Source organism: Candidatus Nomurabacteria bacterium (genome assembly GCA_023898625.1).
Taxonomy (GTDB): Bacteria; Patescibacteriota; Saccharimonadia; order Saccharimonadales; family JAGQNJ01; genus HK-STAS-PATE-36.
Genome location: CP060231.1, coordinates 764407 through 778476, shown reverse-complemented (window position 1 = coordinate 778476; position 14070 = coordinate 764407). Strand labels below are relative to the sequence as shown.

The window sequence follows — 14070 nt, the reverse complement described above, 5'->3', positions numbered from 1 at the left end:
AGTTGTAACCAAAACTACCGAATATAATTTTGGATGCTAAATTGTTGATAAATGCGCGCGAAGATTCTAAGCATAATTTGGGTAGCTATCTAGGGTACAAATAGCAAAGCCCGCTTACCCTACTTCTTAACATCAATTTTACACAATGGTTTTAAAAGTGTCAAAAGATTTTATCTATGTTGATAAACCGTATCCATTACCCCAACTTAAGACACTTCCACCAAAAACTATACTACACCATATTTTCCCTCTTTATGAGGACAGTCCTCAGAGACTCAGAGAATAGCTTTTTATGGTTTTATCTTGTTTTATCTCAACCCCGTATTAGGACTCCCTACAGCTAATGTAGCTAGGCCTACTGGGTCTACTATGGTTCCGTTAGTGGTGTTGTCTATGTCTAGTTGTTGTCCGTCAGTAACTTGGTAGGTTACTTTGGTTACTGGTTTATTGTCTATAGTTAGGTTAGTTAGTGTAGGGTTAGCTATAGTAAGGAAAGAGTTATTGTTAGGGTTATGTTTTCTGAGAACATAGTTATTACTAGCTAGGTTGTAGTAGTAGAGGTTTATAGTAGCTGTAAAGCCTGGGGTATTACAGTCAGTAGTGAAGTTAGTTAGGCCTACTGGGTAGTCATAGCCAGAGTCTTTAGTAGATAGGCTATCTTCACTAGTTGTAGTAGTGGTAGTAATACTACATGCACTAGATGTTTGGAGTACTACATAGTTATTAGTTACTGGGTTTAGATAGCTAGTTACGTTAGCTTGGGTACTATCGGCTATACCGTCATTGTTAGCATCACCAGAGTTGGGGGCATTAGTCTCTACGGAGTCAGGGATGCCATCGGAGTCGGAGTCAGAGTTAGTGTCTATTTTGTAGGTATAGGTTATTTCGTTAGCTCCTGTGTTATTTAGGGTTAGGGTACTAGGAGGAGTAGATACTATACTGTAGCCTGCAATACTTGGGGGAGTAGGTAGATGAGCGGTACTACCTACTTTGTGGTAGAAGCTCATATTACTGGTAGGGTTGTCTTTAGCTAGGTAGGTTGTTAGGTTGGTGCTGTTGTCTGTGTTATAGCCTGTTACTTTGGTAGAGGGGGAGATGGTGTTACCTGATTGATCCTGATAGTTGATTTGAGCGTAGGCTGGGTTGATGAGGTGACCGCCAAAAAAGACTGGGTCAGTAGTGTTGCCGTTACCGTTTACATCAACTTCAAAAGTATCTGCTTCGGTCATAGAAGTAGAAGCATCTTGCAAGTTATTAGGGTTAGATGGGTCAGCTGTATACACCTGGACATACCAGGCAGAGGTGTAGAATTTGTAGTAAAGGAGATACATTTCTTGCACAGCAGCTTGTTGTTCGGCAGGTGTTGGGTTGTTAGGGTCTGCCCAAGTAGCTTTGTGTTGTTGCTCCAGTTGTTGCATTTCTAGCTCAAAATCTGCAAATGTATAGTCTGAATTGAACGCAAACACAGAAGGATCTAACGAAGCCACCCCATTACCAATAGTGACGGAGGTGAGTTGGTTGAAAAAAAAAGCCTCGCTACCGATGGTGGCGACTGAGCTAGGGATGGTGATGGAGGTGAGTTGGTTGGAAGAAAAAGCACCGCTATCGATAGTGGTTACTGATGTACCACCAATAGTGTTAGGGATAGTGACTGATTTGTTAAGACAAGCAGAGCCTCCATCTCTAGCCGTGGTTAAGTCTGCTTGGAGCCATCCATTAATGGTGCCATTACCTGTATCAAATTCAAAGCAAGCATCAGTATTAGGTGATGAACTAGTGTAGGTATTACCATTTATGGTAATAGATTCTATGGGGTTAGATATTAATATACCGCTACCTAGTGTGGTGGGGCTTCCGAGAATAGACATGGAGGTGAGTTGGTTGTAAGAAAAAGCATGGTCGCCGATAGTGGTGACTGAGCTAGGGATGGTGACGGAGGTGAGTTGGTTGTTAGAAAAAGCATAGTCGCCGATGGTGGTGACTGAGCTAGGGATGGTGACGGAGGTGAGTTGGTTGTTAGAAAAAGCATAGTCGCCGATGGTGGTGACCGAGCTAGGAATAGTGACGGAGGTGAGTTTGTTACCATAGAAAGCAGAGTTGCTGATGGTGGTAACTGAGCTAGGGATGGTGATGGAGGTGAGTTGGTTGTCTCGGAAAGCACCGCCACAGCCCCAGCCACCATTCTCTATAGTTAGTAGTGACGCTGGAAGTACCACACTGGTCAGACTTTTTTGACAGAATGCAACCGCACCTATATGCTCGACACCAACCCCACCTATAGCGCTTGGTATATCTACGCTTCTGTCTAGACAAGCAATGCTACTGCTTTTAATTAGGTTTAGATCTGCAAATATGTAGTCGTTTATAGTGCCTGTACCGGAATCAAAGTCAAAACATTGTTCACCAAGTGTACTGGTATCGGTATAGGCTGTGCCATTGTATGAGATTGAGGTTATGGGGTTATATTCAAGTATCCTTGTACCGAGGGTTGTGGGATTGCCTGCTATGGTGACGGAGGTTAGTTGGTTGCCTTGGAATGCATAGTCGCCGATGGAGGTAACTGAGCTAGGAATGGTGATGGAGGTGAGTTGGTTGGAATAAAAGGCATAGTCACCGATGGTAGTGACAGAGCCCGGGATGGTGACTGAGGTGAGTTGGTTGTATTGGAAAGCATAGTTGCTGATGGTGGTTACCGAGCTAGGGATGGTGACGGAGGTGAGTTGGTTGGAATAAAATGCAGAGTTGCCGATGGTGGTGACTGCATTGCCTCCAATAGTACTAGGTATATCTACAGCCTTAGGACAAGCTGGTTGGCCTGAGTCGTTGTTTTCGTTATCGTAGTAGTCTTCTATGGTATTAGTACCAGAGTTAAAACTAAAACAAGAGTCTGGTGGGGTAGCATTGGCTGTGCTGGTAGTTAATGGTATAAGGGTAGTTATAGTGAATAGTAGGGATAGTACTAGATAGTTTATAATTTTTACTTTGTTTGTTATAGATAGTTTATTTAGTATCTTTTTCATGGTTAGTTTATTTATTACACCCCTCTTTTATTTATCGTCTATTAATCACAACTTATCATACAAATGATTGTAATACCTCTTATGATAATAAAAAATGGTAGAGGCGTCAAATACTACAGCTCGCATATACTGCACAGAATACATATTTAATATAATGGCTATATGCCATCCTATGGGTACCAATGATTAGGTTGTTAGTATTTTGTCGACAAGACCGTATTGTTTGGCTTCTTGTGCGTCCATCCAGAAATCACGTTCCGCATCTTGAGCAATTTTCTTAACTGTCTGACCAGTATTTTTGGCCATGATCTGATTCAATAGTTGTTTTAGTCTAAGGCCTTCCTTGAGGTCAATCTCCATATCCGTAACCTTACCTCGGGTGCCAGCTGATGGTTGATGTATCATCACAGTAGAATGTGGTAACAAAAACCTCTTGCCTTTTGCCCCTGAACTCAGCAAAAAGGCTGCAGCACTAGCCTGAACACCAATACCAACTGTTTGAACATCACATTTAACGTATTGCATTGTGTCATAGATTGCCAAGGCATCATACACGCTGCCGCCAGGACTATTGATGTAAAACTTAATATCTTTTTTTGGGTCTTCGTTTTCAAGGAACAGCATCTGAGCAACAATCAAGTTTGAAGTATGCTCATTAACGTCCGTACCTAAAAATATAATCCGATCTTTTAACAGCCTAGAATATATATCAAAGGCGCGCTCCATACGACCCTCTGATTCAATAACTGTTGGCACTAGCACGGAATCTTTAATAGATTTTGTAGATTTGATATTCATATAGTATCTAGTATACAGAACTTGGCACTCAATAGTCAAGAGTGCTAATTTATAATCATCGTAAAATTATTTTGTAGCAATTTCAACTAGCTTTTTAACTGTTTTTTCTGTAATCATTCGCGATGCAATTTCTTGCCTGGCTTCTGGCTTTGCAAGCTCTGCCTGCATAGCTTGATCACTATATTGATCTTTTAATTCTTGCATCCTGGTATCTAGCTCATTTTTAGTTACATCTAGATTCTCTTTAACTGAAATTTCAGATAATACTAACCCAGTTTTAACTCTTCTCTCGGCTTCAGGTCGCAGTTGTTTATCAATAAACTGCTCCTCACTAGATCCTTCTTCCTCGAGCATTTCTTGCCAAGTCTGACCTCGATAAGTTAGATTTTGCCTTACTTCTGTCTTTAATCGTTCGATTTGCTCTGCAACCAAAACATCCGGCAAATCAACCTCACTTTTATCAACAACTTCAAGGACAATTTCGTTCTCTAGCTTTTGATCTTCCTGCTTTTGTTTTTCAGCTAAGAGGTGTTTTTTGATATCTTCTTTCATTTCAGCAACGGTTTTGAATGGCCCAATTTTGCCAGCAAACTCAGCGTCTAATTTTGGTTTAGTTATCTCGTTAATCTGATTAATGTTTACTGTAAAGGTTACTTTTTTGCTAGACAGATCCTTAACTCCGTAATCTTTAGGGAACTTCAAATCAAATGTTTTCTCCTGCTTTGGCTTTAGGCCAATGAGATTATCCTCAAATCCTGGAATAAATGCCTTACTACCTAATGTAAGTGCGTAATCTTTCCCGTCTGCTCCTTGTATTGGTTGCTTCTTGCTGTCAACACCCCTAAAATCAATTATAACCTCGTCAGATTCTTTTGAAGCGCGAGTTACTTCTTTCTTTGTAGCAGACCTAGTCCTTAGACTATCAATTACTTCATTAACATCTTCAGCAGTTACTTTCGCCTTCACAGGCTGTTTTTTTATTTTTTTATAATCGGTTAGCTTAACTTTGCCAAGCGTATCAGCTTCAGCTTCAAACTCTAAAGTAGTGAATGGCACGAATTTTGATAACGAAATCTTTGGGGAACCAAATGGCTTAATCTTTTCCTGATTAATAGCACCTATGTATAACGAATTTATTGCCTCATCGATGAATTCAGCCTGAAGAGCGGAGCTTTCAACATGCTTTTCTACTACCGAAAGAGGTGCTTTACCCTGACGAAAGCCAGGAATCTTGCTTTTTACCTGAAATTTAGTCAGAATCTTATCTTTAAGTTTTGATATTTCATCGTCGTCAGCACTAATAATTAGTTTTATTTTCGTTGATGATATGTCATTTCTTTTAATCTGCATAGTGACTAACTGTATCATCAAATCCTATTTCAGTCCAGAGCATTTACTTCAATCAAAAGTATTTTTGGTTACTTGCGTCGATAGTCTTTTATAATCGAGGCTATTCGCTCCAAGCTATGCGGTTCTTCAACACCAGTTTTTAAATCTTTTAGTTTATAATGCTCGCTGGCCAGCTCGTGGTCACCAATAAAGAGTACGTAGCGAATTCCTTTTTTATCGGCTGTTTTAATTTGTTTTTCTACCTTTCGGCCACTACTATCAACTGCCACATTAAGTTCCATTTCACGTAGTAATGAAATTGGCCTCAAGGCTTGCTCGTAAACATTTCCTAGCAATGCAACATAAACATCTGTATTAGTAGTTATCGACGGAAGCAAATCGTGCAAAACCAAAAAATTATATAAAGTAGCATCGCCCATTCCGAAGCCGACTGTAGGCACAGGGTCAACTCCAAACTGAGCCACTAAACCATCGTATCGGCCACCTCCAAACATTGAACGATTGTTCTCGGTATGCGTATCAAATACCTCAAAAACAATATCTGTATAGTAATCAAAGCCCCGCATTAATGTTATGTCAAATATTACATTTGTAATTCCAGATTGTTTGGCTAACGTCATTAAATTAGTTAGTTCCATGACTGTGGCATTGGACTGGGTTACGTCAGGTAATTCAGAAACAGATTGTACGTGCAACAAGGTATTTAATCGCTCCGTAAGCCTATCCTCTCGTTGTTGCATTGTTAACAATGCGTCTATCTTGGCACTAAATTCACTTCTGGGCATTTTATGAAGTCTATCAACAAGTCGAATCACCGTTGAGGCTTGCACCTCATCCATGCCAAGATAACCTTGAAGTAGGTAATTTACTAACTTCCGGCTATTGATATGTATTTCATACATCCTGGGCTTAGCGCCAAAAGACTTCATTATTTCATGACTAAGTTGAATCATTTCAAAATCTGCAGATAAATTACCAATGCCAAACAAATCAACGTTCAACTGCCAAAATTCACGAAGTCTTCCACGCTGTGGCCTTTCATAGCGCCATAAATTCGGGATAGAATACCAACGCAGTGGATACGCCAGCTCTTGACGCTTGCCAGCCACCATACGGCTTACCGATGGGGTCATTTCTGTCCGAATAGTTACTTGGCGGTTACCGCGATCGGTAAAACTATAGGTTTGTTCATTAACAATTTCGTCACTAGTTTTACTAGCATACAATTCGGTAGGTTCAAGCATTGGTGCGTCATACTCTTCATATCCAAAACTCTCAACAACATTGCGCCACTTATTAAAAATCCACTCCTGCAAACGCTTGTCTTCAGGATAGAAGTCCCTAGCACCTTTATATGGTTGTGTTGATAAACTCATCTCTAATCAATATTACCACTATCGATATATATTTTAAATAAATTCTGTTACAGTTTCATACATCTGTTATCAGATATACGCTTTACAGAGTTAATATTTTCTATAGGGCACATTGATTAAAGTTCAGCTAGTTCCATTAATTGGATATTATTCTATTTTACAATAATTTGCCCTAATACTTGAGGTTTATTAAAGTCAGACTGCTCATGCTCGTCTTCTGGGAGAGCATAAAAATTAAAAGCACCTGTCTTATTTGCTATAAAGCTATATCCACCGGGAGAGGGTAAGTCACTTTCCGTAATGATCTCATATCCTTCTAGACGTACTCGCGCCTCCTCATCCTCAACATTTATATTTACACGAACCGTGGAATCTTTATTGACCTCGATTTTTGAAGGCCCACTAATCAATTTTCCTTCCTCAACGACTAAGTTAAATGTGACCGTAGGCTTTTCGAGACGTTCAAAATACTCTGTTGTTGACAATCCGGCTGTTGCCATCTTGCTAGGTCCTCCATTAACCAAGGCATACTCATCACTAGCACCTGAAGCTTCGGTTGTATTGCTTTGATCTGCTTTATTTGGCTGTGTTAAAGGGCTAGCTGTATTGATGTTTCTATTTAAGCCTCGTGAATACACAAATATACAAATCGAAACTACACAAGCGATTATCAACAACCCAATAAATAACATGCCTGCATATGCTTTAGAATTTCTTAACAGCTTCTTTGAAATTATCTCAGCCATATAAATCATCTCCCATTATAGTAATCTAATAAACTTGGTGCTTGTCCCGATTCCCCTAAAAATGGCTTTGCATCTAGCATTTCTTGCCACGTTTTAAGAGCACTGAAATGACTAAATGGATTGCTCCCACTTTTTAGAACTGGAGATGAACCTGGAATAATAGATGGAGCAACAAAAACTGATGGTATCGGGGTATCTTCATCCCATAAAAAGAAAAATGCTATATCTCCCTTCTTATACGCATTACTATCAAATAATGGATTAAGAAAATTATGTGCCCATGCATCTCCAGAAGGGATGGAGTTATCATGAGTGTTCTCGTCATTTGTAGGAATTACTATTGATAGAGCCGGCAGGTTACCGTTGTTTAAATCAGTTAAAAAAGTATTAGCCGGGACGTCATGAGTATTGCAATATGTACTCGTACTGGCAGATTGACCGCCAAGATTAGAATAGAACCTCATTGGATCATGATATGAACCCTTCTGGTCACCGCTATTTGCGCAATTTGGAATCTTATTTTTTGTACTGATATATGATTTGGCCATCTTACCAAGGCTATTTAGTTTGTTAAAAATATTATCCACAGATGTAGTGTCGACATAATCGTTATCCTTAATGTTGTGAGCAGAAGGCGATAAACCACTTGTTAAAGTTGCATAGTTTGGTTTGGACGAATACGACCCATCCTTTTGGCCGTTGACTTTATAGTCTGCATCTTTCCAGTTAGCATAAGTGCCGCACTTTTTAGCTAGGTCTGCAATATAAGGCGAGTTTTTAGATGTAATAACTTCACTATATTTCTTATTTTCAAAGATTAGCACTACAACATGATTCCACTTTGCTGGTGGTGCTGTTGCTCCGCATGGCTTGCTTGAACTAATATCATCACTATTTTGCTTGGTTCCAAATAGCACAAAAGAACCACCTGAAGCATTTTTCTCAGAACCAATACTTACTTCTGAGGTTCTATTTCCCTGCTCAATTTCAAGGGATATTGAAAATGTAGATGCTTTTATTGACCAAATGATCACAGATCCTAGAATTGCAACAACTACAATAGAAGCAATAACTCGCTTCTTAATGAAAAATATCTTGATACGCTTCATGTCTTTGGTCTTAATGTAATCATAGCATTATCGTTATCGATAAAAAACATGTAGATATCATTTATTAATTGAAAATTTAGTAGCTCGCATGGGGAACTGCTTGTTCAAAAACTCTATGCTAAGCAAAATTTGCATAACTTATCGTATATAAAGAACTTTAAGCATTGGGTGGTGCAGTTGGAGGTGTAGGTGAGGTAGGAGGCGTAGGAGAGGTTGGAGATGTTGTAGTTGTATTATTACTGCTTATATCTGTTGGTGAAGATACAGGTGTGTTACTGGATGCAACTGGTGCCACTTGACTTGAGGCAGGAAATTGATCGGCTTTCTTTTTCTCGGCAAAAAAGTAAACAATAGCAGCCAGTGGTGCAAACCCCAGAATTAATGACACAATCAACACAACAAGCCAAACGGTTTTGTTAGGACTATTGTGTCTGATAGCGTGCACCAACATAAATATCCAAAAAATCAACAAAGCCACTAAGATGATGCCTAACAATACAAATATCAGTATTCCGCCAATTAATGGTCCGGCCTTGTCGGCAAGTTCCGAGCAACTTACGGGTTGGCCATTTAGAGTACATCCTGATGATGTTGTTGATTGAGCTAATAAAGCTAAGTTCATATTTGTCCTTTTTTAAATAATACCTGTATTTTATCATCAGTTTGCTTATATGCACACTGACTCAGGCTAATCTGCTTAGTAACTAGCAGATTTGGCATAAGTATACTTTCTAAAACAGCAGGCCTAATCCCTCCAGCCGTGTTTATATTTTGATATCAGCAGTTCTAACTCAGGCTTGCCAAATTTTTTCGTTAACTTATCAAAGCTTTCTACCGCCTCAACGCCAAAACGAGCAACGTATTCTGTATAAAACTTATGAGAGTTAAATACGGGTGGATCGATTTTGGAATGGAATTTATCGGCGTACATAACCAATTCTTCTTCTGGTGTTTCAGCAAGGTAATCTTTAGCCGGCAAAGGTAGTTTATTTTCTATTATTTGTCTTTTTGTGATTCCTGCGCCAGTATGGTGTGATGCAAATCTGCAGAGTTCCTTAGCAAAACCCTCGTTTCTTAGTATTTCTTCCCCACGAATACCATGTGTAATATATTTACTGACATCTATCTCAACACCATTGTTGTCAAATAGTGAATAGACTCCTATATCATGAAGTAAAGAACCCACTTTTACGAGCTCGATGTCTACATTTGCGCCCGACTTTTTCGCTAATTGTACAGCGATTTCACTAACAATTCTGCAGTGTGTAAAAACCAACTCAAAGACACTTTCTGTTGGCGCGTATTTTTTGTGCAACAACTCGATTTGCTCAGGCGTTGGTAAATTAGACATTATTCTCGGTCTTCTTCGCAATTATATGCAACCATGTAGAGTTTGCTGTTGCCTTATCGCCACTAATCTCAACAGCACCAAAGCCTGTGTTTTCAAGCACTTCATGAATTTGTGGCTCAGTCCAGTAGCAGAAAAAGCGTGGAGCGCCTAGTTTTGCCTCTGACCAACCCTCCCCCTCACCTTGTTTCAATGTAAACGCAAATTTACCATTTGTATTTAGTGCGTCGTAGACTTTCGCAATAACATGCTCTGCTTCAACGCGCGTAAAATGCAATAATACGGCGTTTGCCAACACGTAATCAAGTCCTAGCGGAAGTTCGTCAGTAATAGCATTGAGTACTTTTGCGTCAAAACCTTTTGTCTGCAACAACTCAACAAATGCCGTGCTAGCATCTGTACACTCAACAGCGTAACCAAGTCCTGCAAGGTATTCAGCATCACGCCCAAAAGCACTTCCAAACTCTAGAATTCGTGCGTCCTTTGGCACACCTGCAAGAGAGGCGTCTAGCCAATCTTTGACAACTCCAGAAACCTCGTGAGGTGTGCCGTCAATATATTCTTGTATATGCGTGTCGTAACTTTCAATAGTTCTGCTATTCGTTTCACTCATGGGAATGATTATATCACTCTAACAGTGTAAACAAACCGACCGTCCTGACTTTTCTCAACTAAAAAAAGAAAATCGGCGGGAAAATCCAAAAATGCAAAAAATCGCCCTTTCGAGCGATGTTTGAGGTTTTCTTAAAAATGGTGGGCGAGAAAGGACTTGAACCTTCACGTCTTGCGACACTAGTTCCTAAGACTAGCGTGTCTACCAATTCCACCACTCGCCCAAGCAATGTACATTTAATACGAGGTATATTTTAACCGATAAATCGATAGAATACCAGCCTAGAATCGCCATATTCTCGTTCAGACAAAATTTGGTAAGAATCACTAAGACGGATATCTTCCTTTGGTGGCAACGAATATATGATTACACCACCACTATTTAATGCTTTGGCGAGCTTATAAAGATGTGTTTTGTTTACATTATTGTATGGTGGATCGGCGACTATAATATCAAAACAATGCCCTGGATTATTATCTAGCCATGAACTTATATTGACCTGAGTAACCTTTACATCTGCCTTTAGTGCATGTGCATTTGCTTTGATTGTTTGAATAGCGTTTTTATCCGAATCAATTGCAGTAACATTAGTTGCGCCCCTACTAATGGCTTCTAGCGCCACCGCGCCACTTCCACCATAGGCATCTAAAAATGACAATCCCTTTATATCACCGAGTGCATTAAAAATTGCGCCACGCATTTTCTCGCTCATTGGGTGAGTTTTGTGACCAGATGGTGATTGTATTGTCCGCCCTCCGTAAATACCTGAAATGATTCGCATACCTAAATAATATCCCGAGGTTCGATGAGCTTGGCATCAACCAACGCTAAGTACCAAGACATGGTTATCATTTTTGAGATTGACGGAGCTAGTTTATTGCGAACATCCATCATCAATTTAGTTGTCCAACCTCGATCTTTGAATCTTTCAAACATGTCTAAGACGGCAATTTCACGAGCTGTTCTTCGAAACAGCTCAACGACTCCAAGAACCTGAGCATTATTGATATCCTGCTCTGTTATTGTGGCATTTGACATACTTAAAGGGGCAATAATGAAAGCCACGCCGAGCTCAAATAATCCATGGGTGCTCATCAAACCTTTTGGCCCGTAAACTTTCCAACTTTTTTTAAGGGTGTCCCGTTTTGTTTCGCCTTTTGGAAGGAGCTTTTCACGGACAGTCGTTCTTGTTTCTTTGCCTGATCCACGTATTTTACTAAGCTCTTCCTCATATGGATAGTGATGAGCAGGGGTTAGGCCATCAACAATAGCATGAGCCAACCAAGCGGATTCGAAGGCTACTCGTTCTTTATTATCATTTTTAAGCTCTTTAACCAATTGTGAATAATGTGATTGTATTAACTCTATCAACTGTGAGTCGTTGTTATCAAAAGGACTATAATAGTGCCACGGTTCATCCCTGGCCGGACTCTTTCGCTTAATAGCATCCGGCCCTTTCCTTCCTTCAAAATGCAATATTTTTCTAGAGCTAGGGAAAACCTTATCGTTTGGCAATATCTTGCTAAGTTGATTACGAGCAACACGGTCAAACTTTTGATGAGCGCCCATAATACGCCCAGAAACAGGCGTTAGAGTTGTTCCAGAATACATATCTTTGTTGTCTTCATGTTACTTACTCGTAACAGATCCTTTCGGTTAATTCAGATGAACTACAGATTGAAGCTCATGAATCCTTTTCTTGATATAGGGATATTTTAACAGATTTTCGTCATTTTGCATAAACACTTTTGCTGACTTTTGGGCTCTAGCTATCAATTTTGTATCTGTAAAATCGGCAATTTTCAGATCTAGTTCTCCATGCTGGCTAGTGCCGTACAATGATCCAGCACCCCTGATTTCTAAGTCTAGTTCTGCTAATTTGAATCCATCATTTGTTGACTCAATTGCTCGCAATCTACGTGATACTGAATTCGAATCACTAAGCATCAGATGACAGTAACCTTGATGTGAGCTACGGCCAACTCGTCCACGAAGTTGATGAAGCTGAGCTAGTCCAAACCTTTCTGGCGCTTCGATCAACATAACAGTTGCATTTGGAATATCAACACCAACTTCTATAACAGTCGTCGAAACAAGAATATGCGTTTTCCCTTTGGTGAATTCTTCCATGACTCGCTGTTTATCGTCTGCCTTCATGCGTCCATGTAGCAAATCCACCTTATATTCTTTAAAGATTTGCTCAATCTCGCTGAACGTATTCTCCACAGATTTTGCCTGCAATACATCCGATTCATTAATTAACGGACAAACCACAAACACCTGTCGACCAGATTCTAGCTGTCTTGTCACGTCTTTGTATGCTTTTTGGCGATCAGTTGGCTTCACAAGTTCAGTAATAATTGGTAACCGATTTTTTGGTTTTTGACTAAGTATTGAAATGTCTAGCTCACCAAATATGGTTAGGGCGAGACTTCTTGGAATTGGAGTTGCAGTGAGACTTAACATATGAGGCATATGCCCGACTTTAGATAGTAATTTTTGACGTTGTTCAACACCAAATCGATGCTGTTCGTCTACTATAACCAAAGCAAGTCTTTTGATGTCAACAGAATCCTGAATCAAAGCGTGCGTTCCAACTACGAATAATTTCTTTGACTGCTTGATATCTTCTCGGATATGATTTTTTTTGGTTGCCGATAACGACCCTGTTAAGGCAACCACTTGATCCTCTTGACCTAGTGGTTTGAGTAAATCCCGTATTGTTGAGGCATGTTGCTGAGCAAGGATTTCAGTTGGTGCCAATAAAGCCACTTGATAACCCTTGGACATGACCATAACAGCAATCATTGTTGCCACGACTGTTTTACCAGAGCCAACATCACCTTCAATCAGCCTATTCATTAATTTTCCAGACCCAATATCAATATATGACTGCCAAATCGCTTTCTTTTGTCCATCTGTTAAGGTAAAAGGAAGTCCTTGAGTAAAGGCCTTAGCTAACTCTGCATCGAAATCTATCTTTATACCACCAGTTTGATTTATATCTCGGCGTGCATATTGTGAAGCCAAAATTATTTCGAATAATTCTTCGAACCCTAAACGCTCATCTGCATCGATAAGATCTTTTGAGTTATTTGGAAAATGCTTTAACTTGATAGCTCGTGAGCGACTAATCAATTTTTGCTCACGAACCAAGCTAGGAGGTAAAGTCTCAGGTATTAAATCTTGAGTTGAAAGCGCAGCTTTTATTGACTTGCGAATTTGCCTGGAGGTAAGCCCTTTGGTTTCTCTATATATTGGAATAATTCTTGCTGTGTTTATTGGAAATGATGACACTAATTCGGTTGCTGGATTTGTTATTGATAGCCGTTTATAGCGAAACTCGAACAAGCCTGAAATATAATAATCTTCGTTTTCGTTCATACCATTAGCTCTGTATGGCTGATTGAACCAAACTAACCTAACACTGCCCGTTTCATCGCTTGCTACTGCTTCGGTAATGTGCAAACCACCCCTAATGTATCGACCTTTAATCTGCTTGATTTTAGACTTGATTGATACTTGACCAGGCTTTATTCGATCGATTGTTTCAACTTTTGAGTAGTCGTTGTACTTCCTGGGATAGTTGGTTAATAAATCCTCGACGGTTGACAATCCAAGCTTTGAATATAGCTTTGCTAGCTTGTCGCCTACTCCAGATATTGCGCTAATATTATCACTCAAGTGCACAATCAGTAGTATACTCTTAG

General features: G+C 39.8%; 12 protein-coding genes and 1 tRNA gene. All 13 read right to left on the bottom strand.

Annotated elements, in window-relative coordinates; genetic code table 11:
* Positions 1 to 308: 308 nt before the first annotated feature.
* The 13 genes from H6793_03895 to recG all read right to left on the bottom strand — a co-directional run bounded on the left by H6793_03895 (position 309) and on the right by recG (position 14050).
* Positions 309 to 3020 (bottom strand): leucine-rich repeat protein, encoded by a 2712-nt coding sequence (locus H6793_03895; GenBank protein ID USN95441.1) that lies wholly within the window; start codon positions 3018 to 3020, stop codon positions 309 to 311.
* Between the two features lie 186 nt (positions 3021 to 3206).
* Entirely contained in the window at positions 3207 to 3818 is a 612-nt protein-coding gene (locus H6793_03890; protein USN95440.1) for an ATP-dependent Clp protease proteolytic subunit, read from the bottom strand.
* Between the two features lie 66 nt (positions 3819 to 3884).
* Positions 3885 to 5168, bottom strand: a complete 1284-nt coding sequence (gene tig, locus H6793_03885; protein ID USN95439.1) for a trigger factor — start codon at positions 5166 to 5168, stop codon at positions 3885 to 3887.
* Positions 5169 to 5236: 68 nt separating this feature from the next.
* Positions 5237 to 6544: a histidine--tRNA ligase gene (locus H6793_03880; GenBank protein USN95438.1), complete on the bottom strand. Its 1308-nt coding sequence runs from the start codon at positions 6542 to 6544 to the stop codon at positions 5237 to 5239.
* 152 nt (positions 6545 to 6696) lie between these two features.
* Positions 6697 to 7290: a hypothetical protein gene (locus H6793_03875; GenBank protein ID USN95437.1), complete on the bottom strand. Its 594-nt coding sequence runs from the start codon at positions 7288 to 7290 to the stop codon at positions 6697 to 6699.
* A 5-nt stretch (positions 7291 to 7295) separates the two neighbouring features.
* Positions 7296 to 8399: a hypothetical protein gene (locus tag H6793_03870; protein ID USN95436.1), complete on the bottom strand. Its 1104-nt coding sequence runs from the start codon at positions 8397 to 8399 to the stop codon at positions 7296 to 7298.
* A gap of 157 nt (positions 8400 to 8556) precedes the next feature.
* Positions 8557 to 9021: a hypothetical protein gene (locus H6793_03865; GenBank protein USN95435.1), complete on the bottom strand. Its 465-nt coding sequence runs from the start codon at positions 9019 to 9021 to the stop codon at positions 8557 to 8559.
* A gap of 123 nt (positions 9022 to 9144) precedes the next feature.
* Positions 9145 to 9750, bottom strand: coding sequence for an HD domain-containing protein (locus H6793_03860; GenBank protein USN95434.1), 606 nt, complete (start codon positions 9748 to 9750; stop codon positions 9145 to 9147).
* Complete coding sequence (locus H6793_03855) at positions 9743 to 10360, bottom strand: class I SAM-dependent methyltransferase (GenBank protein ID USN95433.1); 618 nt, start codon at positions 10358 to 10360, stop codon at positions 9743 to 9745. The genes H6793_03860 and H6793_03855 overlap by 8 nt, the downstream gene beginning before the upstream one ends.
* A 138-nt stretch (positions 10361 to 10498) precedes the next feature.
* Positions 10499 to 10583, bottom strand: a tRNA-Leu gene (locus H6793_03850).
* A gap of 30 nt (positions 10584 to 10613) precedes the next feature.
* Positions 10614 to 11141, bottom strand: a complete 528-nt coding sequence (locus H6793_03845) for an RsmD family RNA methyltransferase (protein USN95432.1) — start codon at positions 11139 to 11141, stop codon at positions 10614 to 10616.
* A gap of 2 nt (positions 11142 to 11143) precedes the next feature.
* Positions 11144 to 11971 (bottom strand): hypothetical protein, encoded by an 828-nt coding sequence (locus H6793_03840; protein ID USN95431.1) that lies wholly within the window; start codon positions 11969 to 11971, stop codon positions 11144 to 11146.
* Between the two features lie 45 nt (positions 11972 to 12016).
* Complete coding sequence (gene recG, locus H6793_03835; GenBank protein USN95430.1) at positions 12017 to 14050, bottom strand: ATP-dependent DNA helicase RecG; 2034 nt, start codon at positions 14048 to 14050, stop codon at positions 12017 to 12019.
* Positions 14051 to 14070: the final 20 nt, after the last annotated feature.